This is a genomic window from Chitinophaga sp. G7 BAM 1005 (genome assembly GCF_057126945.1).
In genome coordinates this window covers 1,309,648-1,334,822 of record NZ_CP181478.1, presented here as the reverse complement: position 1 = coordinate 1,334,822, position 25,175 = coordinate 1,309,648, and the positions used below count along the sequence as shown (strand labels likewise).

22 protein-coding genes are annotated in these 25,175 nt (G+C 47.3%); 11 read left to right on the top strand and 11 right to left on the bottom strand.

Annotated features, from left to right (window positions below; translation table 11 throughout):
- The first annotated feature begins 41 nt into the window (after positions 1–41).
- Genes ACMXI2_RS05370 through ACMXI2_RS05350 form a run of 5 tightly spaced genes read left to right on the top strand, consistent with a single transcriptional unit; the run spans position 42 to position 5,128 of the window.
- A complete protein-coding gene (locus ACMXI2_RS05370) occupies positions 42–749 on the top strand; it encodes an esterase family protein (protein WP_483780671.1) in 708 nt (235 codons plus the stop codon).
- 5 nt (positions 750–754) lie between these two features.
- Complete coding sequence (locus tag ACMXI2_RS05365) at positions 755–1,822, top strand: ATP-grasp domain-containing protein (RefSeq protein ID WP_483780670.1); 1,068 nt, start codon at positions 755–757, stop codon at positions 1,820–1,822.
- A 54-nt stretch (positions 1,823–1,876) separates the two neighbouring features.
- Positions 1,877–2,977: a carboxylate-amine ligase gene (locus ACMXI2_RS05360; protein WP_483780669.1), complete on the top strand. Its 1,101-nt coding sequence runs from the start codon at positions 1,877–1,879 to the stop codon at positions 2,975–2,977.
- A gap of 38 nt (positions 2,978–3,015) precedes the next feature.
- A complete protein-coding gene (locus tag ACMXI2_RS05355) occupies positions 3,016–3,912 on the top strand; it encodes a type 1 glutamine amidotransferase (RefSeq protein ID WP_483780668.1) in 897 nt (298 codons plus the stop codon).
- Between the two features lie 10 nt (positions 3,913–3,922).
- The gene (locus tag ACMXI2_RS05350) at positions 3,923–5,128 is read left to right on the top strand and encodes a hypothetical protein (protein WP_483780667.1); all 1,206 of its coding nucleotides are present in this window, start codon (positions 3,923–3,925) and stop codon (positions 5,126–5,128) included.
- 41 nt (positions 5,129–5,169) lie between these two features.
- Here the strand turns inward: ACMXI2_RS05350 and ACMXI2_RS05345 are convergent, their stop codons facing one another.
- The gene (locus ACMXI2_RS05345; RefSeq protein ID WP_483780666.1) at positions 5,170–5,922 is read right to left on the bottom strand and encodes a hypothetical protein; all 753 of its coding nucleotides are present in this window, start codon (positions 5,920–5,922) and stop codon (positions 5,170–5,172) included.
- A gap of 165 nt (positions 5,923–6,087) precedes the next feature.
- Here ACMXI2_RS05345 and ACMXI2_RS05340 point away from each other — a divergent pair, with 165 nt between their 5' ends.
- Positions 6,088–7,221, top strand: coding sequence for a hypothetical protein (locus ACMXI2_RS05340; RefSeq protein WP_483780665.1), 1,134 nt, complete (start codon positions 6,088–6,090; stop codon positions 7,219–7,221).
- 49 nt (positions 7,222–7,270) lie between these two features.
- Complete coding sequence (locus ACMXI2_RS05335; RefSeq protein WP_079468585.1) at positions 7,271–7,666, top strand: RidA family protein; 396 nt, start codon at positions 7,271–7,273, stop codon at positions 7,664–7,666.
- 68 nt (positions 7,667–7,734) lie between these two features.
- On the opposite strand, the gene ACMXI2_RS05330 is transcribed toward ACMXI2_RS05335, so the two are convergent.
- From ACMXI2_RS05330 to ACMXI2_RS05315, 4 genes are all read right to left on the bottom strand, one after another.
- Entirely contained in the window at positions 7,735–8,040 is a 306-nt protein-coding gene (locus ACMXI2_RS05330; RefSeq protein WP_079468586.1) for a rhodanese-like domain-containing protein, read from the bottom strand.
- Between the two features lie 34 nt (positions 8,041–8,074).
- Positions 8,075–8,893: a PASTA domain-containing protein gene (locus tag ACMXI2_RS05325; protein WP_483780664.1), complete on the bottom strand. Its 819-nt coding sequence runs from the start codon at positions 8,891–8,893 to the stop codon at positions 8,075–8,077.
- A 26-nt stretch (positions 8,894–8,919) separates the two neighbouring features.
- Positions 8,920–9,906: a D-alanine--D-alanine ligase gene (locus ACMXI2_RS05320; protein WP_483780663.1), complete on the bottom strand. Its 987-nt coding sequence runs from the start codon at positions 9,904–9,906 to the stop codon at positions 8,920–8,922.
- Positions 9,907–10,053: 147 nt separating this feature from the next.
- Positions 10,054–10,401: a 4Fe-4S dicluster domain-containing protein gene (locus tag ACMXI2_RS05315; RefSeq protein ID WP_483780662.1), complete on the bottom strand. Its 348-nt coding sequence runs from the start codon at positions 10,399–10,401 to the stop codon at positions 10,054–10,056.
- 94 nt (positions 10,402–10,495) lie between these two features.
- Between ACMXI2_RS05315 and ACMXI2_RS05310 the strand changes: the two genes are divergently transcribed.
- Together ACMXI2_RS05310 and ACMXI2_RS05305 are read left to right on the top strand one after the other, a co-directional pair.
- Positions 10,496–11,494 carry an acyl-CoA reductase gene (locus ACMXI2_RS05310; protein WP_483780661.1) on the top strand — a complete coding sequence of 333 codons (999 nt, stop codon included), beginning with the start codon at positions 10,496–10,498 and terminating at the stop codon, positions 11,492–11,494.
- A gap of 234 nt (positions 11,495–11,728) precedes the next feature.
- Entirely contained in the window at positions 11,729–13,303 is a 1,575-nt protein-coding gene (locus ACMXI2_RS05305; RefSeq protein WP_483780660.1) for a trypsin-like peptidase domain-containing protein, read from the top strand.
- 192 nt (positions 13,304–13,495) lie between these two features.
- Here the strand turns inward: ACMXI2_RS05305 and ACMXI2_RS05300 are convergent, their stop codons facing one another.
- The 3 genes from ACMXI2_RS05300 to proS form a co-directional block, all read right to left on the bottom strand.
- Complete coding sequence (locus ACMXI2_RS05300; protein WP_441574461.1) at positions 13,496–14,257, bottom strand: LytR/AlgR family response regulator transcription factor; 762 nt, start codon at positions 14,255–14,257, stop codon at positions 13,496–13,498.
- Entirely contained in the window at positions 14,254–17,178 is a 2,925-nt protein-coding gene (locus ACMXI2_RS05295; RefSeq protein ID WP_483780659.1) for a sensor histidine kinase, read from the bottom strand. The genes ACMXI2_RS05300 and ACMXI2_RS05295 overlap by 4 nt, the downstream gene beginning before the upstream one ends.
- 120 nt (positions 17,179–17,298) lie before the next feature.
- Positions 17,299–18,774 (bottom strand): proline--tRNA ligase, encoded by a 1,476-nt coding sequence (gene proS, locus ACMXI2_RS05290; RefSeq protein ID WP_483780658.1) that lies wholly within the window; start codon positions 18,772–18,774, stop codon positions 17,299–17,301.
- Positions 18,775–19,059: 285 nt separating this feature from the next.
- On the opposite strand from proS, the gene ACMXI2_RS05285 reads away from it, so the two are divergent.
- Positions 19,060–20,073 (top strand): hypothetical protein, encoded by a 1,014-nt coding sequence (locus ACMXI2_RS05285; RefSeq protein WP_483780657.1) that lies wholly within the window; start codon positions 19,060–19,062, stop codon positions 20,071–20,073.
- Between the two features lie 157 nt (positions 20,074–20,230).
- Entirely contained in the window at positions 20,231–21,784 is a 1,554-nt protein-coding gene (locus ACMXI2_RS05280) for an OmpP1/FadL family transporter (RefSeq protein ID WP_483780656.1), read from the top strand.
- A gap of 218 nt (positions 21,785–22,002) precedes the next feature.
- Here ACMXI2_RS05280 and miaA read toward each other — a convergent pair whose 3' ends face one another.
- From miaA to ACMXI2_RS05265, 3 genes are all read right to left on the bottom strand, one after another.
- The gene (gene miaA / locus ACMXI2_RS05275; protein WP_483780655.1) at positions 22,003–22,905 is read right to left on the bottom strand and encodes a tRNA (adenosine(37)-N6)-dimethylallyltransferase MiaA; all 903 of its coding nucleotides are present in this window, start codon (positions 22,903–22,905) and stop codon (positions 22,003–22,005) included.
- Between the two features lie 127 nt (positions 22,906–23,032).
- Positions 23,033–23,611, bottom strand: a complete 579-nt coding sequence (locus tag ACMXI2_RS05270; RefSeq protein WP_483780654.1) for an IS1096 element passenger TnpR family protein — start codon at positions 23,609–23,611, stop codon at positions 23,033–23,035.
- Positions 23,612–23,713: 102 nt separating this feature from the next.
- The gene (locus ACMXI2_RS05265) at positions 23,714–25,150 is read right to left on the bottom strand and encodes a CCA tRNA nucleotidyltransferase (RefSeq protein ID WP_483780653.1); all 1,437 of its coding nucleotides are present in this window, start codon (positions 25,148–25,150) and stop codon (positions 23,714–23,716) included.
- Positions 25,151–25,175 lie beyond the last annotated feature (25 nt).

Below are 25,175 nucleotides of genomic sequence, written 5' to 3'. Positions count from 1 at the left end.
TAAACCAATAATCTTTTTTAAATTTAACTAAACACTTTCCCGTGACCGAAAACTATTTAAAATGGCATTCTCCCTACCTGGGAAAGGAATTTGAGATGTTGGTATACGGCGATAGCGGGTACCCGTTGCTCCTGTTCCCCACCTCTATGGGGCGTTACTATGAAAGCAAGGACTTTGGCCTGATTGAAGCCCTCCGCTGGTTTATTGAAGAAGGAAGAATTAAAGTGTATTGCCCCGACAGTATTGATGCACTCAGCTGGTATAATAAAAATATTCCCCCGGAACAAAGAGCGTATAATCATACCTGTTACGACAACCTCCTCATGGAAGAAATATTGCCCCGCATTGTTACCGAAACAGGGCATCAGCGGATAGTGGCTGCCGGCTGCAGCTTCGGCGGTTATCACGCCGCCAACTTCGCCTTCCGGCATCCGGACCGTGTTTCTTATTTATTCAGCCTCAGCGGGATCTTTGATATTAAATTCCGCATGGACGGACACTACGACGACAACGTATACTATAATAACCCGGCCGATTATGTGCCGGAAAACCAGCACGCAGACCTCTGGCGCATGGGTATTGTACTGGGCGTGGCAGACAGGGATGTAACCCGGCCACAAAACGAACTGTTGTCCGGTATACTTGCCGGCAAAAAAATAGCCCACTGGCTGGATATCCGCCCGCAAACCATCCACGATTGGCCGGTATGGCGGGAAATGCTGCCGCATTATGTTTCACTTATCAAGTAAGTACCATGAAAAAAATCGGGATTTTATTCGGGCAGGAAAACACTTTTCCACAGGCATTTGTAGACCGCGTAAACCGCATTAACCCTCCCGGCATTTTTGCGGAATTTGTAACCATCGACAAAGTAATGCAGGGCGTTGATCCGGGCTATGCCGTTATCGTAGACCGTATTTCGCAGGATGTACCCTTCTACCGGTCTTACCTGAAAAATGCCGCAGCAGCCGGCGCTGCGGTAATCAATAATCCTTTCTGGTGGAGCGCCGATGACAAGTTTTTTAATAACGCCCTGGCAGAAAAGATCGGTGTAAATGTGCCACGCACCGTACTGCTGCCTTCCCATAAACTGCCGGACGATACCACCGATAAATCATTCCGCAACCTGATCTATCCGTTCGACTGGAACAGCATTTTTGAATATGTTAGTTTCCCCGCATACATGAAACCCTACGCCGGTGGCGGATGGAAACATGTATACCGCGTAGAGGATAAGGACGATTTCTTCCATAAACACAGTGAAACCGGTCAGCTGGTGATGATGTTACAGGAAGAAATCGACTTCAGTCAGTATTACCGCTGTTTTTGTATAGGCGGTAAAGACGTGCGGATTATGCCATATAATCCCAAACTCGCGCCGCATCAGCGTTACCAGGCAGATTATGAACCCGGCGCCGAACTCGCCGCCCGGATCACAGAACAGGTGCTTACCCTGCATCAGCACCTGGGATACGATTTCAATACCGTGGAAATAGCCGTGCGCAGCGACGTGCCCTATGCCATTGATTTCTGCAACCCTGCACCGGATGCCGATATTCACTCTATTGGCGCCGAACATTTTGAATGGGTAGTGGAAACCAGCGCCCGGTACGCCATAGAAAGGGCTATCGCACAAAAGCCGGGAAAAGACAATCTCACCTGGGGAAAATTTGTACGCCCCGGCCGGGCAAAAGCAAAAGCGGCAGCAGCCGTTGAAAAAAAGAAAACAGCCCCGCCAAAAGCAAAGAAAACCGCTCCCGAAAAGGAGAAAAAGACGGCCGCTAAAAAAAGCCCCGCCAAAAAACAACAAAAAGAAAAGTGAAACCGTTTTACTGCCCTACATTTGTAGGTAGCATTAAAGCTAAAAGCTAATAACATGTTTAAGGCGTTCACGCTGGGGATAGAGGAAGAGTATATGGTAATGGACCCCGTTACCCGGGAACTGAGATCACATGAACAAAAAATAGTAGAACAGGCGCATAAGGTGATCAACGACCAGGTAAAAGCGGAGTTTCACCAGGCCGTAGTGGAAGTGGGAACACAGATCTGTGCGGATATACATGAGGCGCGGAAAGATGTAGCCTACCTGCGCCGCACCATTGCACAAATAGCCGGCGACCTGGGATTTAGTATAGGCGCCTCCGGTACCCACCCCTTCAGCAAATGGGAAAAACAACTCATTACTGACCATCCCCGCTATTTTGAAATAGTGAATGAAATGCAGGACGCCGCCCGCTCCAACCTGATCTTTGGTTTGCACGTGCACGTAGGCATGGAAAACAGGGAGATGGCCATTCACATCGCTAATTCCGTCCGGTATTTCCTCCCGCATATTTTTGCACTGAGCACCAACTCCCCCTTCTGGGAAGGACGTAACACCGGCTTCAAATCATTCCGTACAAAGGTTTTTGATAAATTTCCCCGGACCGGTATTCCCGATTATTTTGCCAGCATAGAAGAATATGACAACTATATCAAGCTGCTGGTTAAAACCAATTGTATCGATAACGCCAAAAAAGTATGGTGGGATTTAAGGGTACATCCCTTCTTTAATACCGTTGAATTCCGCGTTTGCGATGTGCCGCTCACCCTTGACGACACCATCATGATTGCCGGCCTTTTCCAGGCAGTATGTGCAAAAATCTATAAGCTGCGGATGCAGAATCTCAATTTCATTATTTATAACCGCGCCCTGATCAATGAAAATAAATGGAGAGCCTCCCGCTATGGGATTGATGGCTACCTGATTGATTTTGGTAAGGAGATGGAAGTAAATACGCGGGCACTTATCTCCGAACTGCTCGACTTTATTGACGACGTGGTAGATGACCTCGGCAGCCGCGATGTTATTGCCGCTACTACCCGGTTGCTGGAAACCGGCACCGGTGCGGATAAACAATTGCAGGTATATGCCGATACCAATGACCTTGTAGCGGTAACGGATTTTATCCAGGAACAATTCCTGCTGGGCTGTTAGTACATCCCCGTAAAATAAATTTCGCGTAATTTTGTGGCATGCATCCAATTAAAAATAGCTGGAAGGTGGCTGTGCTGGATATGTATGAGGGTGTTCCCAACGAAGGGATGCGCTGTATCCGTGAAATATTGGCGAAATACGCCGGCATGCATGCCCTGGACCTGCAATTTGATGAGTTTGAAGTAAGGCAGCAAATACAGGTACCCGATACTTCCTATGACATATATATTTCCACAGGCGGCCCCGGCAGCCCGGTGGCCAGTGAAGGCAGCGACTGGGAAACCGCTTACTTTTCCCTGATAGAGGGCCTCCTGGAATGGAACCGTACCAACGAAAAGAAAAAGCCCGTCTTTTTTATCTGCCACTCCTACCAGCTCATGTGCCGCTATTATAAACTGGGAAATGTATGCAGGCGTAAGTCGCCCGCATTTGGCGTGTTCCCTGTGCATAAAACCGCTGCAGGCATGCAGGAAAAGGTATTCAGCGCACTCCCCGATCCTTTTTATATTGTGGATAGCCGCGACTGGCAGGTGATTGAACTGGATTACGAAAATCTCCAGGCAATGGGCGGATACGTTATTGCGCTGGAAAAAGAACGGCCGCATGTTCCGCTGGAACGCGCCACAATGGCCATCCGCTTTAATGAACACTTTATTGGTACACAGTTTCACCCGGAAGCCGATGCGGCCGGTATGCACATGTACCTCCTCCAGGAAGAAAAGAAAAAACAGGTAGTAAAGCATCACGGCCTGGAAAAATATAACAGCATGATCCGCCAGCTCACTGATCCCGGCAGGATTATGCTCACACACGACCGGTTTATTACCGCATTCCTCGACTATGCTATTTATGGCCGGCTGTCGGACAGGCTGGCGGCCATTGAACGGCTGGTGCAGGTAGCGGCGCATCATGATAACGAGCACTCGTTCTTCTAATTAAAAATTTATGATCCCTGCTGTCAGAAAAGCATATAATCAACAATTTACACCGGCACAATACCAGGCTTTTTTAGCAGGTATTGCGGCTGACACCGGCGTGGCGCCTGCTTTCAGGGTGGCCGAAACACCCGTGTTTGTACCGGCAGCCCTCAGCAATAAACTGGTGCAGGCATGCGAGGAAATAGTGGATGTATTGCTTCGCCCCGACTTTAAAACCATTACCCGCGATGCTATTCCGCCTGCACTGAAAGTGCCGCATGAAAATGAGCATCCGCATTTTATTGTGATCGATTTTGCGGTTTGCAAAGCAGCAGATGATTCATTGGTACCGCAACTCATTGAATTGCAGGGATTCCCTACCATGATGGCTTTCCAGGAAGTAATGGCCCGTCGTTTTAAAATGCATTTCAATATACCGGATACGCTCAGTAATTTTTTCAACGGACTGGATGAAGCAGCCTATTACCAGCTGTTGCGTGAAATGATCATTGGCCCCTACGCACCGGAAGAAGTAATACTGCTGGAAGTAAAGCCGGAAGAACAGAAGACGCGGATTGATTTTTACAGCACCGAAAAAAACCTGGAGATCCCCACCATTTGCTTAACCTCCCTGATCCAGGAAGGCAAACAATTATTTTACCTGAAAGCCGGTGTAAAAACCCGTGTACGCCGTATTTATAACCGGATCATTTTCGACGACCTGCAACGCCAGGCCGAAAATCTCAATGTACACGTAAATCTTTTCCAGGAACTGGACGTGGAGTGGATCACGCATCCCAACTGGTTTTACCGCATCAGTAAATACATCATGCCGTTTATTCACAGTGAATATGTGCCCAAAAGCTGGTTCCTGCATGAGTTACCGGTGGTACCTGCCGACCTTGAAAATTATGTATTGAAACCACTTTTCTCCTTCGCCGGACAGGGGGTATTGATAGATGTTACACCCGAAGATATTGACCGGATCAAAGACCCTGAGAACTGGATCTTACAGCACAAAGTGAAGTATGCGCCTGCCGTGGAAACGCCTACCGGCCCGGCCATCTGCGAAATACGCATGATCTATATCTGGCAGGATGGCGCGGCGCGGCCAATGCTGGTGCACAACCTGGCCCGGATCAGCAAAGGCAAAATGATAGGCGTAGGATTTAACAGCAAAGATACCTGGGTAGGTGGCAGCTGTTGCTTCTTTGAACTCGGCGATCCAAAATAAATAACAGGAAAGCGGCTACAGTAACCACTTTCCTGTTAACACTAAAACTCAAATTCTTCAATCAGCGGCCCGGTGGCGTACTCGCTCTTTTTCCCCACCCCGATAGCCAGTTCCTGGTTCTCACTGTTTTTAACGATCAGGAAAGGCTGACCATATTTCTGTTTACCGGCAAAAATTACGGCAATATCTGTACAGGAATAAACGTCTTCGTTAGTCAACGTGATTTCCTTGTTGTTGTCCAGCACATTTTCCGTTTTTTTATTTTCCTTCCGGAGATGTAATTTTCTTCCTACATACCGCCGCTTCAACCATTCGTAATTACCGTTAATAATAACCGGTGTGCTAGAAAGATTGTCTTCAGGCACCTGGTAAAGCAGGAGTTTCCGGTCTTCATCACGCAGCGTAAAAATAAGCGTGGACGTACCTTCCAGGTTTCTCCTGTCGTAGTCAACGATCATGAATGTTTTATTTTCTATCGCCTTATAGGGCGTATAAAAATGTCCGCCTTTGAGTACACTTTTATACGGCACTTCCACTACGGCTTTCATTTTAAGATTATCCAGCAGGGTGTCTTCTTTATTTCTCACCGAACGCCGGGGGTTCAGTTTCAGAAAAGTAATCTCCTGTCCTACCAGTGTTAGCTGGGCGATATCCGGTGTAAGATGCTGAAAGGCAATGCTGCTGTCGTAAGGAACTAAAGTCGGCTTCTTCTCGGTATCCCTGTATTTGATCTGGGCGGAAGCGCTGAAGGTGGCTGCCATTCCCAGGCACAAGGCTAAATGTTTCAATTTCATATACGCTAAAATATTGGCAAAGATATATTGTTTCGGTGCTGCACCTGACACAGCAATTTGTTAAAAAACATAACGGAGAGTTTGCAAATACATTGCGTAGTGCGTTTTTATCTTTGGTATAAATATTTACTTTTATGTAAATATGTCAACTTAATACCTATCCTTATGTTTAGTAACCTGGCCATAGATGTGGCGCTTGGCCTTATTTTCATTTACCTGCTATACAGTTTGCTGGCCTCCGTGGTGCAGGAACTGGTTGCCAGGGTCTTTAATTCCAGGGCGCGGCTGTTAACGAAGGGGTTGCGCCGGATGCTGGAGGAAGATGATCATAGTAAAGACCTGGGCTGGTTTGGGAAGTTTACTTTCTTTAACTGGTTTTATGAACTGGGGTGGAGCGTGGTGTATTTCTTTGAGCCTTTCCGGAAAAATCCTTTCCTTAAAAAGTTTTACAGTGCGCCTTCCATCCGGAACCTGGGGGAAAACAGCGCTACTTCCCGCCCGGCTTATATCAGTCCGCAGATCTTTTCCCAAACAATGGTACACCTGTTACGCGGCAGTGTGCAGGAGCATAAAGGCGCCGACGCCCAGGCCATCAAAGCTGCGCTGACGCATAACTACCTGCACCTGGTACCGGGTACAAGAGAGCACCTGTTGCAATTGTTTGAAGATGCCGGGCATAATATAGCGGCCTTCCGGATCAATATGGAAGGCTGGTTCAACGAAACCATGACCCGCGCCAGCGGCTGGTACCGGAAGCAAACGCAAACCTGGCTGTTATGTATGGGTATTGCCATTGCGGCGTTGTTTAATGTGGATTCCATTGCTATCGCGCGGATCCTGATGAAAGACAAAAACGTAAGATCACAGATGGTGCAACTGGCAGCCAGCAGGGCGCCGGGTTATACCGCTATCACCGATACGCTTATACGTAAAAACGTACTGCATAAAGACAGTGCCTTTTTCCGGGCGGATACTTCCGTTCGTATATTGGTGAGCGATACCTCCCTGCTAGGCGTATATGCCCTGTTACGCAGCGATGCCGCCGATGCGGCGAACGTGCTGGGCATCAGCCGGGCCTGTGTTACCGACACTACCGGCGGGCATACGGCCATACGTTGCGGCTATACGCATCCCTTCCAGCAAAACGGCTGGCTGGTTTTCGCCGGCTGGTGCATTACCGCGCTGGCCATATCGCTGGGAGCGCCCTTCTGGTTTGATTTGCTGGGGAAAGTGGTGAAGTTCAGAACTACACAGCCCCCGGCAGATACCCCCGGGAATAACACCGCTGCCACACACTAAAGAAGATGTTGTAGATTTGTGTATCTCCTCATCTTTCTAAAAAACAGCTATGAAACGCACCAATTATTCCTCCGGCGCACTCTGGGAAGGAAAAGTAGGTTACTCCCGTGCAGTAAGGGTAGGCAATGTAATTGAAGTATCCGGCACCGTAGCATCCGATAACGACAAGGTGGTAGCAGAAGGTAACGCTTATGAGCAAACGAAATTTGCCCTGGCAAAAATAGAGTCAGCGCTGATCAACGCCGGCGCTACACTACATGATGTAGTACGCACCCGTATGTTTGTAACAGATATCTCCAGGTGGGAAGAATACGGAAGGGCGCATGGGGAGTTCTTTAAAAGCATCAAACCAGCTACTTCTATGGTGGAAGTAAGTAAACTGATTGATCCCCGTTACCTGGTGGAGATAGAAGCTACTGCTATTGTAGAGCAGAAAGCGGGATGAAGGGAATACTTCTGCGCTTATTCATCCCGGCGCAAACCGGGCAAAACAAGCGCAGAAGGCACTCAATCTTATTTATACAGCTCTGTCCATTTCAGCATACCGCCTACCAGGTTTTTGGTGTTGGTAAAGCCCATAGAGTCGAGCAACATACATGCCTGCCCGCTGCGGTTACCGCTGCGGCAATACACGATGATTTCCTTGTCTTTCCAGTCTTCAATTTCGTCCACCTGCATCTGCTGTACAAAACCTAAAGGAATATGCGTACCGCCAATGTTGAACTCTGCGCGTTCATGTGGTTCTCTTACATCTAATATATAAAGTTCTTCACCGTTATCTATGCGTTGTTTCAGTTCTTCTGCCGTAATGTTTTGCATGTTATTAAGTATTTAAAATCAAATTACATCATTTTCAATTATCCTCTTCAACTGGTTTGGGGGCAGCGGTGCTGTCGGTTACCGGTTTGGTGGCTGATAACCAGAAGTCAACGCTTTCACCGGCCCTTACCATGTTAAAGTCGCCGATCTCATTTTTACGGGTAGGCACCTGTTTGATCACATAGGCGTTTATTGTATCGGATACGCCGGGATCAATGATCACGGTACCTGGATTGAGATTGCTGGCGCTGAGCATTTCACGGGCTTCTGCATAGGTGAGTCCTACAAAGTTAGGCACCGGGTTTTCCACGCTGCCGGTTCCGCTGCTGAGGATCAGGGTGATATTGCTGCCTTCCGCCACTTCGGTACCGGGTTTCACCTTCCTGCCATTCAGCAGTTGCTGTAGTACGGTGTTGGTGGCAAAGTCAGGTTTATAAATGGTATCTCCTACGTTAAGACGCATGCTTTTCAGCATCATTTCGGCGCTGCGGAAGGTAAGTCCTTCGAGGTCCGGCATTTTCACCATAGGCGCCACTGTTTTATTTACAGTCAGGTAAATAGTTCTGCCCACCTTTACCTGTGCTCCCTTGTCGGGTGTTTGTGCATATACCGCCAGGGGAGGAATAGAATCGATATAAATAGAATCTCTTACATCGGCCTCAAAGCCGGCTTTCTCCAGCAACTCAATAGCTTCCTTTATATTTTTTCCATGAACATCCGGTACGGTTTGCTGCTGTCCATGTTTGGTGATGAAACCCAGCATGGAGAAAAACAACAGGGCCAGGGCAAAAAACATTACAATAACCGCCAGCAGATTAAATAAAAAAGAGCGTTTGGTAATAAAGTCGAACACGATAATTATATTAAGTGTGATAATCCTTACTTCAGGCTTTCTTCCAAAAGCAGGCCATAAAATTCCGTCAGTGTTTTGCCTGCAGCCCTTACCTGCTGGGGAACCAGGCTGTTTTCAGACTGCCCGGGCATTGTATTTATCTCCAGGAAATATAATTGCCCGGTACTTTCTTCATATATAAAGTCTACCCGCACAATGCCTTTACAATTCAGTTTGTTGTAAATAACAGTAGCGGTTTCCTGTACCTGGCGGGCAATATCGTCCGTTACAGGTGCAGGGGTAATTTCGTTGGATATGCCCGTGGTATATTTTGCTTCGTAGTCGAAGAACTCCTTGTTGCTCACTACTTCTGTGATGGGCAGCACGGTAATAGCACCGTTTGCGCGGTACAATCCCATAGTCAGTTCCCGGCCTTTGATAAACTCTTCGATCAGGATCTGGGAGTCTTCCTTAAAGGCTTTATCGATAGCGGGTTGCAGCTCTTCGGCCGTTTTTACCTTCGACATGCCGATGCTGCTGCCGCCTTCTGCCGGTTTTACGAACACGGGTAAACGCAGTTGCTGCAGTATTTCCGCTGTACTATAGGGCTGATGGCGGAAAATGTGTACGGATTTAGACACGTTCACCACTTTCAGCGCATCTACTACCTTATTACAATAGCTTTTGTTGAATGTGAGCGCGGAGGTGACCATACCACAGCTGGTAAACGGGATACCGAGCATTTCGAAGTATCCCTGCAGGCGGCCGTCTTCTCCCGGCGTACCATGAATACCAATAAATACGGAATCAAAAATGATCTTCTTTCCGTTGATGGTTAAGGAAAAATCATTTTTATCTACTTCAGTCACCCGACCATCGGCGCCGGTATGGCTCCAGTTCTCTTTGGTAATAATAATCTTGTATACGTTATATTTACTGCTATCCAGATTATTTTCAATAGTTACGGCACTTTGTACGGATATCACATATTCCCCGGAATATCCACCGGCGACCAAAGCTATATTCTTCTTCATAAGATATTTTAGTATAAGCGGGTAAAGTTAAAGGTTATTTGTTAATTGTCAAGAGCCACAGCGCTTGCGGGCAATGGCTGTTCAAATTACATAAAAAAACCGTTCCGGCCAGAGCGGGAACGGTTATTAAGCTTCCTTGAGAATATTTTAAACGTGTAGTTTTCCCTTCTTTTCCATCAGTTCATCTACCGTTTCCTGGTACATTTCGTCAGGAACGCAGCAATCTACCGGGCAAACCGCCGCACATTGCGGTTCTTCATGAAATCCCTGGCATTCTGTACATTTGTTGGGCACAATATAGTAGGTATCTACACTGATAGGCGCATTTCGCTGGTCAGCATCCAGTACACTACCGTCCATTAACGTATAGGAGCCTTTTACGGTGGTACCGTCGGCTAACGCCCATTCAACACCACCCTCGTATATCGCATTATTGGGGCATTCCGGTTCGCAGGCGCCACAGTTTATACATTCGTCTGTTATCTTAATTGCCATAGTGTAAACTTTTTGGTTAAGTAGTAAGCCATTAATTTTGTGTGACAAAAATAAAATTTTCCCGGTTTAATTAGGTCATTATTTATATAGTTTCATGAACATAGCAGAAAAAGAAGCCGCATTGGTGCGCCTGGGGCAGTATCTGGCGGATAAGAGCCCGGAATTGGAAGCAGTAAAAGAACGCGCATATATCGCCAATGGTTGGTTTATTCCCTCTTTTATAGACAATGCACTGGATAATATCTCCCGCTATTTCCTCTCCCCCGCCTCTTTACAGCAGTGGTTGCAGGGATACCCCAAAGTTACGGAAGAACGGACACCTAAAAACGTGGGGATCGTTTCTGCCGGAAATATTCCCCTGGTAGGCTTCCACGACTGGCTTTGCGGGTTCATCAGCGGGCACCGGGTAAAAATGAAACTTTCCGGGAAAGATGAAATCCTGATGAAACATATCCTGGAAAAGATCGGTGAATGGTATCCGGACCAGGCCAATCAAACGGAAATACAGGACATGCTGAAAAACTGCGATGCCTATATTGCCACCGGCAGCAACAACTCTGCCCGGTATTTCCACTACTATTTTGCCAAATACCCGCACATTATCCGTCATAACCGTACTTCCGCCGCCATCCTTACCGGTAAGGAAACGCCGGAGGAACTGGCTGCCCTGGCCGATGATGTGATGCTGTATTTCGGCCTCGGATGCAGAAACGTTACCAAGATATATGTACCGCTGAACTACGACTTTGCCCCCCTGCTGAAAGCACTGGAGAAGTACAGCCACCTCGCCGATCATCACAAATACAAAAACAACTACGATTATAACCTGGCCCTGCTGCTGCTGAACAGCAGCCCCTATATGACCAACGGCAGTATCCTGCTGCAGGAAAATACCGGCCTGTTTTCTCCCATCAGTGTTTTACACTATAGTTATTATGTAGATATGGCCCAGCTGCAACAGGAGCTTTCCGGGGAAGACGCCGTGCAGTGCCTGGTGGGACAACAGTTTACGCCATTCGGGTATGCGCAGCAACCGTCTCTTACTGACTATGCAGACGGGGTAGATACGATGAAGTTCCTGCTGGAGGTGTAGCGGAGGGTGCTCCCCCTCCTAACAATTTGTCGCAATTACTTGTTATATTGACAGGCAGGCTGCCATGTCTGTCAGTGGGGTATTAAGCCGTGTTTAACGATTGATATAAAAATGTGTTAAAGTAAATCACCCCTGTTGCGTTTGATTCATGGTGCGAATTAAATTTGTAGTCAGGGCATGTAAATTGATCATACCCCGGCGTTATTATTAATTATCACGCAAACACACTATAATATGAAATTCAAGCAAATTGTTACAACTGTTCTTATCAGTGCTGTAACGGCGGCTGCCTCCATATTTGTGTATGGCAAATATATCCAGCCAAAGCAGCCGGTTGTTTTCCAGAATGGTACTGAAATTCCCGTAAACTATGCGCGCTACATGCCGGGTACGGAAGGGAATGCGAATGCCACCCCACCTTCCGACTTCACCACCGCGGCTAAGGCAGCAGTGCCGGGTGTAGTACATATCAAAACAAAGATCAACCCCAGGCAGGTAACCAATGGTAATAACCTGCAAAGAAGACGCAGTATCCTGCAGGACCTTTTTGGAGATGATTTTTTTGGAGATGAATTCAACGGTGGCGGAGATGGCCGCAGGTACTACGTTCCAGGCCAGATGGCTTCCGGTTCGGGCGTACTGATCTCAGCAGATGGTTACATTGTAACCAACAACCACGTAGTTGCAGACGCTGATGAAATCAGCGTTTCCCTCAGCAACGAAAACAAAGTATTCAAAGCAAAAATGATAGGAACTGATCCCAGTACGGATCTGGCGGTTATTAAAATTGACGCCAAAGATCTTCCTTATCTGCTGTACGGCAACTCCGACAATGTGGAAATAGGACAATGGGTACTGGCCGTAGGTTACCCGCTTAACCTGGATGCCACAGTAACTGCGGGTATCGTGAGTGCCAAATCACGCTCTATCGGTATCAACAGAAGCGGTGGCAAAGTGAACAGCGCGATCGAATCCTTTATACAAACGGATGCCGCTGTAAACCAGGGTAACAGTGGTGGCGCACTGGTGAACACTGCCGGCGAACTGGTAGGTATCAACTCTGCGATTGCCTCCCCAACAGGCTCTTATGCAGGTTACTCCTACGCGATCCCGGTAAACCTCATCAAAAAAGTGGTGAACGATATCCTGAAATACGGTAACGTACAAAGGGCTTACCTCGGTGTAAGATATGCGCCGTCCTCCCTCATTGCCAATATGAGCGATGAGCAGTTAAAGGATGCCGGTATCAAAAGAGACGTAAACGGCGTACAGGTAACAGACGTATTGCCCAACAGCTCTGCTGCGGCCGCAGGCATCCGTACCGGTGATGTGATTACTGCCGTGAATGGCGTAAAAATTCCTACCACCTCCCAGCTGAGCGAACAGGTGGCCCGTTATAAACCAGGCGATAAGATCAGTTTAAGCTACCTCCGTGACGGTAAAGAAGTGACCGTGGACAATATAGTGATGAAGAATCTGAAAGGCAATACAGACCTGGTAAAGGTAACTGCGCTCGATCGTTTGGGTGCGGACCTCTCCGAACTTGATAAAGACCAGGCCGCCCGTTTGGGTGTGAATGGCGGTGTAATCGTAAATGATATCGGCAACGGTATCCTGAAAAAACAAACCACGATGGCTCCCGGCTTTGTAATCCTGAAAGCCGGCAATACGCAGATCACCTCTGTGGATGAACTCAGCCAGGTGGTGGAAAAACAAAAGAATCTCAAACTGATAGGTTTCTATCCTGAAAAAGGCGGAAATATCTATTACTATAATATTGCTACCGGCACTGGCGCCGAAAACCTCTGATCCCCTGAAGTAACCGGGTTTTAGGTCTTAAAAAATAAAAGTCCCGTTTCCGGCAGGCCGGAGCGGGACTTTTTCATTAAGTCACACACGCATTGCCCGAAAAAGCAGGTGGTTGATTGGCTTAGACAATGCCCAAAAAAGCCGGTTGAGCGTTGGCTCACCGGCTTTAATAATTAGCGTAAATTAATAATATCAGAGATTGATCACCCCTTTCAGCTGGGTAAAGAACTCATCTTTTTTACGGGAAGAGATAGGAATATTCTTCTGATCGCTCATCACCACGGCTGTTCCCAGTCCTTTGATGATTTTTACGATGTGATGAATATTGATGAGGAAAGATTTATGTACCCGGTAAAAACCTTTATCGGACAGCATTTCCTCATATTCCTTCAATGATTTGGAGATCAGGTGAGATACGTTACTGATCAGCTGAATTTTCGTGTAGCTGTCAAAGGCTTCACAATAGATAATATCCTTCAGATCGATTACATTATACCCGTCATTCACCGGTATAACGATCTTTGAGAAGGCGTTATCGTTGTTCTTAACGTAGTCTTTCAGTATGGATGCCAGCTCGTTGAGTCGTCCCTTCTTGCTTTTCTTCACTTTTTCAAGTGCATCTTCCACTTCACTGACCTTGATTGGTTTCAACAGGTAGTCCAGCGCAGCAAACTTAATTGCCTGCAGTGCATATTCCTGGAAAGCAGTGATAAAAATAACCTCAAAATTCAGCACCGGAAACATTTCCAATAGCTGAAATCCATTGTGTGGCGGCATCTCAATGTCAAGAAACAGAACATCAATGGGGTTATTTTTTATCATTTCTGCCGCCTCATTGATATTCTGCGCCTCACCGACAACTGTCACATCTTTGCAGTAGTTCTCGAGTATATTGCGTAAAATATGAATGTTGCGGACTTCATCGTCTACAATGGCAGCTTTTATATTACTCATAACATCTTAACAATGGGAATCAGTATTTCAACTAAGGTACCTTCCTTATTGCCGAAACCAGATTTAAATTTATCAATAATTTCTAACTTTCCAACACTTCCATTAAAAGATTTTATAATCTGCAACCGCTCTTTAATCACGCTAAGTGCAGTAGACTCGTGTTTAATGAGCCTTGAACTTTTAATGCTATTCGACTTATCCCAGCCTATTCCGTCGTCATCTACCGAACAATATAACAGGTCATCCACCATTTCCAGGCGGATTTCCAGGTAACCGCTGATATTTTTAGGCGCCAATCCGTGTTTAATCGCATTTTCCACTATCGGCTGAATAATCATGGGTGGGATGTAGATGGTATATTCCTTCAAAGCATCTTCCATGATAAAGTGATAGGTAAAGGAATGGGCAAACCGGATCTTTTCCAACTCCAGGTAACGGGTCAGGAAAGCGATTTCTTCTTCCAGTGATATATACGACTTCCTGGAGTTATTGAGCATCTGCCTCATGAGCGTAGCAAAGTCTGCCAGGAAGTTCAGCGCCTGCTTCTCTTCTTTCTCCAATATAAGGTGCTGAACGGAATTCAGCGAATTAAAAATAAAATGCGGGTTCATCTGGTTGGTCAGCGCTTTGGCTTCCAGCTCTGCAATACGCCGGTTATACTCCGTTTTACGTTTCTCCGCCTGCTTAATCCGCCGGATGATATACCGCAATCCTATCAGCACCACGAGCAGCCCGGCCAGCAGCAGAATGCCTCTCGCCCACCATTGCTGGTACCATCTGGGCAGGATATTCACATCTATGCTCACCGGTTTTGACCAGTCGCTCTTGTATTTCTTTGCCCTTATCATGAGGGTGTAGTTGCCAGGCTGCAGATCGGGGAAGGGAATGATGTTAGACATGGTGGTTACCCAGCCGCTGGTAGTATCTCCCGAAAAATTATACTGGTATTCCACCAGCTCCGGCAGATCAAAAACGATGGTACCAAATTCTGCTTCAAACGAAGCTTTGCGTTTATAGAGGTGTACAAAATTATTGGAGGCCAGGAAGGTGCTGTCGCCATAGCGGATGTTATTCAGGTAAATCACCGGTGGCACAGTATCCAGGGGGATATGATCTGCATTGAAGTAACACAGGCCGTTAGAGGTAGCAATGTACAGCACATCGTTATCTGCGTATACACCGCGGATGTCGTCAGACATCAGGCCATCGCTGGAAGTGATACTACGTGTAATCGTTTGCGTTTTTACGTCAATTACAGAAACCCCGCGGTTTGTGGCTACATACAGCCGGCCCACGCCATCGTAGTAAAGTTGCTGGCAGATATCGCTGGCGAGGTCATCGGCGGTTGACAGGTGTTTTACCACGCTATCGTTTTGCATTACATAAATACCCCTGTCGCTGGTGCCGATCCACAGGGAGCCGTCGATCCATTTCAGATCTTTGATGCCCACCTTCCGCAGGGTATCCGCACCGGCAGGCAGCAGTTGCCGTTTGCGGTCGGTACAAAAGAACAGGCCATTGTTGGTACCTACATAATAAGCGGAGTCATTGATGCTGGCTAACGAGGTAACCAGCATATCGAGGTCGCTGATGGCGTAGTCATCCAGCGCCACTACCTGGTTTTTTGCAGCAATCCTGATTTTCCCGCCGGGCGACACATCTACATCTTTCAGCATTTTTACTGCTTTTAAGAGAGCTGTTTTGCGGGACACGGTGTTGAACTTATACAAACCGTTATCCGTGCCGATGAGCACATTATCGGTGGTATACGGGATAATGGAAAGTACGCTGTTCCGGCCGGAAGTGGTATCCACTGTGTATTGCCGGATGTTGTTTTCCGCATCCATTGTATTGAGGACGCCTGCATTCTGCCCTATCAGCAGCAGGTCATTTTTCTTGTCTTTGCTGATACTGAAAATGGAATGTGAATAGAGTCCGTTGGTATTATCGAGATAGCTGAAGTAAAAATTCTTGTAGGGGATATTATACACGCCATCGCCGAAAGTGGTGATCCAGATGTTGCCGTCCCTGTCTTTCAGCAGGGAGGTAATAAAATGATTATCCAGCAGCCGGATAATTTTCCGCTCCCCGTTAAAATAACCTTTAAGGTAGTATAAGGCGCGCTGGGTGCCTATCCACAGGTTATCGTTATCAATGCATATGTGGCTGATATCATCTTTAATCCCCCATTCCGCGCCGTTAAAAAAGCATACGGCATCTTTGGCGGTATAGGAGTACAGCGTGTTCCGGATGATGACAATGGCACTTTCATTGATACGGTTGTGCAGTGTGGAGTCATCTAACGGGTACGGGGATACGGGATAAATCTTTTGTTGGGGATTACCCGGATCATGCAGACTTTCGAGGTGAAAGGAGGCTTGCAGCGGATGAAAGATACTGTCGTTCCGCATCAGGAAATACAGGTCTGAGCCGGAGGCGCCCAGTTTATCGTAGATTGTTTTTTTGCCGTTGTATTGAACGATGCGGTTGTTGGTATTGAGGAACCACATGTAACCGCCTTTGCCTTCGAAGGCATACTGCATGTAGTGGCTACGGCTGTTAAAAATGAGGGAAGAATCATTGTCTTCGCTATGGATCACTGATTTCCCATAGAAGGAAGGTTTTCCGTTGAGGGTAAAAAACCATACCCTTCCTTTGGAATCGGCGGCGAGTTTCACCACCTCGTTATCTGTAAGACCGTCTTTTTTGGCGTAATTGCGGAATCTTTTACCATCAAATTTACTGACACCAGTGGGAGTTGCAAACCATATGAAACCGTCTTTATCCTGCACAGCAGCATAAACAGTGGCGTTGGCCAGTCCGTCTTTTACATTATAGTTACGGATCATCAGCCCCTGCGCGAGGGTTGTTGTAACAGTGCAAAGGAAGACCAACCCCCATAACATTATAAAACGGTTCAAGGGCATCGGATTTTAATGGTTTATTTCAGGAGTATTACCTGTAAGTATTACGAGTTACGGATTTTTAGGGAAACTTCCGCAAAAATCCGGCCCCGTAATACTTAATATGAAACATCTTTCCTAGTACGCTCTTGCGAAAAGCACCCTTTCTTTGGATGGTTTACCGGTCAGGATACACGTGCCAGCTTCCTGCGGGTTATTAAGCGGGATGCAGCGTATAGTAGCTTTTGTGCGTTCTTTGATCTGTTCTTCTGTTTCGGTGGTACCGTCCCAGTGAGCAGATACGAAGCCGCCTTTTTCGTCCAGCACTTTTTCAAATTCCTCAAAAGTATCTACACGGGTAATATGACTATCGCGGTAAGCTTTTGCTTTATTGAACAGGTTGAGTTGTATTTCGTCGAGCAGTCCGGCGATGCGGGCTGGTAAACCATCGAGCGACAGGCTCATTTTTTCCCTGGTATCGCGGCGGGTTACTTCAGCCACGTTATTTTCGAGATCCCTCGCGCCAATGGCTATACGAACCGGTACGCCTTTCATTTCATATTCGGCAAACTTCCAGCCCGGACGGTTATTATCGGAATCATCGTATTTCACGCTGATACCGGCGCTTCTCAGTTCCTTAACAATAACATTTACTTTTTCATCCAGTCCTGCTTTCTGATCGGGTCCTTTGTAGATAGGCACAATTACTACCTGGATAGGTGCAATTTTTGGCGGCATTACAAGTCCCTCATCATCGCTATGTACCATGATGAGTGCGCCGATCAGGCGGGTAGACACGCCCCAGGAAGTAGCCCACACGTGTTCCAGTTTATTTTCTTTATTAGAGAACTGTACATCAAATGCTTTGGCAAAGTTTTGTCCGAGGAAGTGGGAGGTACCGGCCTGTAAGGCTTTACCATCCTGCATCATGGCTTCCACACAATAGGTTTCCACGGCGCCGGCAAATCTTTCGCTGGGTGATTTCAGTCCGCGTACTACAGGCACAGCCATATAGTTTTCCGCGAAGTCAGCATAGATGTTCAGCATCTGTTCTGTTTCGTCGATGGCTTCCTGTGCGGTAGCGTGGGCCGTATGGCCTTCCTGCCACAGGAATTCCGTAGTACGGAGAAACAGGCGGGTACGCATTTCCCAGCGCACAACGTTTGCCCACTGGTTGATCAGGAGGGGTAAGTCGCGGTAAGACTGTATCCAGTCTTTATAAGTATTCCAGATAATAGTTTCAGAAGTGGGGCGAACGATCAGTTCTTCCGCCAGTTTGGCATCCGGATCTACGATTACGCCGCCGCCGTCAGGATCATTTTTGAGGCGGTAGTGGGTTACTACGGCGCACTCTTTGGCGAATCCTTCCACGTGCGCAGCTTCTTTACTTAAAAAGCTTTTAGGGATGAACAGCGGGAAATAGGCGTTCTGGTGACCGGTTTCTTTGAATTTGCGGTCCAATACATCGCGCATGGCTTCCCACAAAGCAAATCCGTATGGTTTAATTACCATACATCCTTTCACTGCAGAATAATCTGCCAGTCCGCCTTTCAGTACCAGGTCGTTATACCACTTTGAATAGTCTTCCGAGCGGGCCGTAATCTCTTTACTCATAAAAATTATACCTTATTTATATACCGTTATTCTTAAGCCAATTCTGGTTAAATTTGTCGAGACAAAATTAAATCCGTCCGCCGGGTGCCAAAGGCCGGATTGGCTTAGTTTTTGTCCAAATTATATTAAGAAGAAAATTCCACAAACATAGATGAAAAACATAACGTTGCAAACACTTATCACAAAATAATATAACGTAGCCTGTGTTATTGTAACTTTCTTCCAGTATTATCCGTTAAAAAGAAGTAAATTTACTATACGAATCACGCTTAAAACATATTTCAAATGAAGCCTATATTATACATTGGACTGGCCGCATCGCTCGCACTGGGAGCGTGTTCCAGTACCTATAAAACGGCTCAGACTCCGGATGATGTATACTATTCTCCGCGTCAGCAGCAGCGTACCTATGCCTCCAACTCCAACAATGGTTCGAACGGCAACAGCCGCCAGGATGAAAACGATGCTAACTATGTTGAAGGAACACAGGACGATGGCGGCACCTATGTAACCTACCAGGACGATGACCAGGGTGATTACCAGCGTCGCTTAAACAGGTTTGGCAGTGGCAGCAACTATTCCGGTGATTACTGGGATGGTTACAATGCAGCTTCCAACATGTACATGAGCAGTGGCTTTGGCATGGGATACGGTAGTGGCTTTGGTTTTGGCTACAGCCCGTACAGCAGCTTTTATGGTCCATCCTTCGGTTTAGGTCTTGGATTCGGCTGGGGAATGGGTGGTTACTACAGCCCGTGGAGCAGCGGCTTTTATGGCGGATGGGGTTACCCATATGTAGGTAGCTACTGGCCTTCTTACTACTACCCATACTACGGCGGCTATTATGGCCACGGTGGCTACTACGGTGGTGGCGGTTACTACGGACATTATACTACACGTCCTTCCAACTCCTATGGTCCCGTAAGAGGCGGTAACGAGAGAGTTCGCAGGGCGGACTATACCAACAGTGGCGGTACAGGCGGCGGCGGTTATACCCGTCCTTCCAGGACCGGTACTTTCCAGCCTGCCAATGGCGGTACCTCCGGTGGTGAAAGACCACGCCGTGTATTCCAGCAGTCCAGTTCTGAAAGGCCTGTAACCAGACCTTCTTATCAGAATAACAGGGGCAGCAACAATGGCGGCGGTTACTCCCGTCCGCAAAGAACAGAATACAGCAGACCTGCTCCTACTCCGGCTCCAAGTTACACTCCCCCCAGCTCCGGCGGTGGTCGTGTAGGTGGTGGTAATTCCGGTGGCGGCGGTGGTGGCTACAGCCGTCCATCCAGAGGAGGCCGTTAATAATAAAAATTATTTACAAGATAAGCGTAGCCTAAAAACCTACGCTTATTTTTTATCTCGCACACGTTTTGCCAGTTCAGCACGTTATACTTATCGCAGCAAACCTTAGCAACCGTTAAATAACCTGCAAGCAAATCTCATTTTAAGAATACCGATTATGATTAAAAGACTTTATCCTCTTTTAGGTGGCTTGTTTATTTCTGTAACAGCCCTGGGCCAGAGTTCCAACGATGCATTACTTTATTCTCCCCTGCAGCCTCATGGTACAGCCAGAACCCAGGCACTGGGTGGTGCAGGTGTGGGCCTGGGAGGCGACTATTCATCCGCTCACATTAACCCGGCAGGTATTGCCATCTTCAAGACCGGCGAATTTCATATTTCAGGTGGCGTAGGCATCTCTCAAAATACCTCCAATTACCTCGGTAACAGCCAGCTTGATAATAAAGGAAACCGCAGCAATTTCCAGTTGCCATCCATCGGGCTGATTATGGCTACCAACAAGAACAGCGGCAGCAGCACCTGGAACAACATTACCTTTTCACTGGGTATGGAGCGCCTGGCTAACTATAACAACGAAATTGCGATTGCCGGCCACAATACACAATCATCTTATTCCGACCGTTTTGTAGACGACATCTTTGATGGCAGCACCCCTACACAGGCGCTGGGCACCGATCTTGGATTCAGTACCGGTTTATTGGCCGACTACCAGCCTACCAGCGGCGCTAAAGAACCCATGACACTGGCCTCTCCTTCCAGGCAGATCGGAGGTCTTACCGAAGGCATTCAGCAAAGAGGCACCCTCAAAACAGAAGGCGGTTTGAATGAATATACTTTTGCGGTGGGCGGCAACTACGGCGATCGCCTGTATATCGGCGCCAGCCTGAACCTGCCAAGTATTAATTATAAAGAATCGCTTGCGTGGTCGGAAGATGATGCCAGCAGCAACAAAGGTAACAACTTTGGATACTTCGATTATTATAAGGATCTGAAACGTACCGGTTTAGGTGTTGGTGGTAAAATTGGTATCCTGTATAAGGTTACTGACCACTTCAGACTGGGTGGTACCTTCGCTACACCTACCTGGTATTCTCTTCACGACAGTTACAGTTCTGAGTTGTACTCAGACGTGGAAGACGGTCGTGGTGAAGTAGGCTCTTCTTCATTTGATCAAACAGAAGGCTACCCTGTGGAATATGATTACAACTACACTGCGCCTTTACGCGCGGCTGCCGGCGCATCCTATTTCTTTGGTAACCTGCAGGAACCACAGAGTACACAGGGCTTTATTACCGCCGACTATGAATTTGTGAACACCCCTTCAGGTAAATTCAGAATGAGTGATGACAGGGCCGGAGAAAAAAACCTAAACGATAACATCAGCGCTGTGTATAAATCTACCTCCAATATTCGTGTAGGCGCCGAGGTTAAATTTATGGCGATATATGCGGTAAGGGCGGGTTTTGCTTCTTATGGCAATCCATACAGCGACGATAAATACAATGCAGGCGTAAATGCTTCCCGCAAAGTTTACAGCGGTGGTATCGGCTTCCGTAATAGAGGTCTTTATGCAGATGCTACCTATAGCTATACCCAGGGCAAAGACAGGTACCAGCCTTACACCGTGTATGACGCACAGCTGAGTCCTGCGGCGGCTACACTGGATTATACCAGAAGCAATATTATGCTGACAGTAGGATTCAAATTCTAAATGACATCATTTTATCATAAATAAAAACGCCGGGGTGTGATTACACCCCGGCGTTTTTATTTATGACACTTCACTCCGCCTTCAAATTCTTCGCCGGATTTTCCAATGCTGTCCGGACAGCCGGAGGTAATCCTGGCCGGCAAATATGCCAGCCGATTTAGTGCTTTTGTTACCGGTGCGTTGTTACCGCTGGTGGTAAAATCCTGCGCGGGACATTCTCATTTTAGTTGTTGCTGCACATAGGTCATGATATCTGCGGTATCGCGTGGATCAAACCAGGTGAATGCCGGATCTTTTCTGAACCAGGTGAGTTGCCGTTTTGCGTATTGGCGGGTATGTGTTTTAATATCGTCGATAGCCTGATCGAGGGAGATGTACCCGTCGAGGAAGCTGAATATTTCCTGGTATCCCACCGTGCGGAGGGCATTGTGTTCGCGGTAAGGCAGTACCGAGCGGACTTCTTCCACCAGTCCGGCGTGCACCATTGCATCTACACGGTGATGGATGTTATGGTGAAGTTGTTCCTTTGGCAGGGTGATGCCCACTTTAATCACCCGGAAATTGCGGGGGGAGCGGGTGGCGCTGCGGAAGGTGGTGATGGATTGACCGGTGGCGTCGAGCACTTCCAGCGCGCGGATGAGGCGTTGGGGGTTTTGGGTTTCCGCGGTAGCATAAAAGCCGGGGTCGCGTTGCTGCAGTTGTTGTTGCAGCCAGGCGAGGCCGTGTTGCGCATACTGTTCATTGAGGCGCGTGCGGATGCCCGGCTCAATAACAGGCATATCGTCGATGCCTTCCGCAAAGGCCCTTATATAAAGGCCGGTGCCGCCGCACATCACGGCGACGTCGTTTTTTTCGAAGATTTCGCGGGCGTATCCGAGGGCCAGTTTCTCGTAAACGCCTGCATTTACATCTTCGCGGATGCTGTGGGAATTAATGAAGTAGTGGGGAACCGCCGACAATTCTTCCGGAGAGGGCTTTGCTGTGCCGATGCTGATTTCGCGGTAGCATTGCCTGGAATCTGCAGAGATCACTGCTGTTTTAAACAGTTGCGCCATTTGAACGGACAAAGCTGTTTTGCCTGAAGCGGTGGGACCTGCGATAATAATGACGGTTTTTTGCATAAGTATTGCGCTAAATATTTAGGGATCTGTTTATTTTTTCCGGGAGACGGGCCATTTCAGCTAAGTGGATGAAACGGGTGATCTCTGCAAAAAATAAACAGATCCCTAAAATGACTGACAGTTCTATTTAAAAGTTATTTTCTTCTTCTCCGCCAAATTCTTCTGCACTATCGCCGCCCATAGCGTCGCTTTCTTCTCCTTCTTCGCCGAAGCCATCGGCATCCATACCTTCTTTATTGAGGTCATATTTTTCTTCCATTTCCACGAGTTTATCACCTACCAGGCCTTTGGTGCCATATTGGCTGGGGGCAAGACCTTCTTTGCGTACGCAGGCAGGGTAAACCACTTTACTGTTTTCGTCTTTGGAGACGCCGATGAGTTCTACGAGGAACGACCAGTTTTTGGCGAAATCATAGAGATAGATAAATTTCTGATTAGGATCTTTCACTGCGGCAGCAATCATAGTATCCGCCATCAGCAGGGGTTCTGCTTTGCGGGGTTGATTATCTGCTTCCAGGATGATTTCCCGGCCACGTTGCCAGTTATCATTGCTGCGGAAAAAGGTGGCTTTGTGTTTTGAATCAAATTCGAATGCCTGCAAAATTGCTTGGTGAAATAATAAAAACGTCTGATTCGGCTTAATGGCAATGTCTCTGTAGACACTTTCATCTTCTTCCCAGTAAACTCTGAATTTCAAAACCGGCATGACAAAAAAGGTTATAAGTTATTTAATGATTAAACACTCCTCAATGAGCGGTGGATCCTGAATGCTAGTGTACTTTATTATGGTATTGTAAAATTACCAATTTTATTTAACCGGGCTTAGATTCAATGCGCCGGCTTTTTCCAATAAAAAAGCGTATGCCGCCTCGTAAGTATTTGGAATTTCGCCATCCAGGATGGCTTCCCTGATGGCGCTTTTCAGATCACCTACGATCCTGCCTGGTTTCAGCCCAAATGTTTCCATGATCATTTCCCCGGTTATGGGAGGTTGCCAGTTGCGGATCCGGTCGCTCTCTTCCACTTCTTTTAAGCGTCTGCGGACCAGTTCAAAATTTTCGAGGTAGCGTTTAACCTTGGTTTTATTTTTTGAGGTAATATCCGCTTCGCACAGCATCATCAGTCCTTCTATGTCATCTCCGGCATCGAAGAGTAATCTCCGGATAGCCGAGTCTGTTATGTTTTCTTTGGTAAGGCTGATGGGACGCAGGTGTAGTTCTACCAATTTCTTTACCAATCTCATTTTCTCGTTCAATGGCAGTTTCATTTTGCCAAAGATGCGGGGAACCATTTTGCCACCTACCGCGTCGTGGCCGTGAAAAGTCCAGCCATGACCGGGTTCAAATTTCTTGGTAGCGGGCTTCCCGATATCGTGTAACAGCGCTGCCCACCGAAGCCAAAGATCCTTTGTATTTTCTGATATATTGTCTACTACCTGCAAGGTATGATAAAAATTATCTTTGTGCCCTTTTCCCTCGTACATCTCCACTCCCACCATATCGATCATTTGGGGGAAAATAATTTTGAGCAGGCCGGATTTATATAAGAGGTCCAGTCCTACAGAGGGTTTTGTTGAGAGCATTATTTTATTGAATTCATCGGAGATCCTTTCCTGGGAAATGATCCTGATCCGTTCTGCATTTTCCTGAATGGCCGTAAATGTGCTTTCCTCGATGGTAAACTGCAGCTGGGAAGCAAACCGGATACCGCGCATCATGCGCAGGGGGTCATCACTGAAGGTTTGAGCGGGCGCCAGGGGAGTCCGGATGATTTTCTTATCAAGATCGGCGAGGCCATCGAACGGATCGAGCAGGGAGCCATAATCCATGTCCCTGAGGCTGACAGCCATTGCGTTGATGGTAAAATCGCGGCGGTTCTGGTCGTCCTGCAGGGTTCCTGCGGACACTTCGGGGTTGCGGGATTCTTCGCGGTAGCTTTCTTTGCGGGCGCCCACGAATTCAATTTCCAGGTCATTCAGTTTAACCTGGGCGGTGCCATAGGTTTTGAAGAAGTTAACGGGAATGTTGTTGCCTAAGCATTCGGCGACTTTGTGTGCGAGTGCGATGCCATCGCCAACGCAAACGATGTCCATATCTTTTGTTTTCCTACCCAACAGTTTATCCCGCACAAAGCCCCCGATCAGATAGGCAGGAACGCCCAGTTCATGGGCGGCCAATGCTATCTTTTCCAGCACTTTTCTTTCCTGCAGGGAGCAGGGTATGTCCAACGGCTTGCTGCTGATCATATTTAAATATTCCTGTTAATTTTTA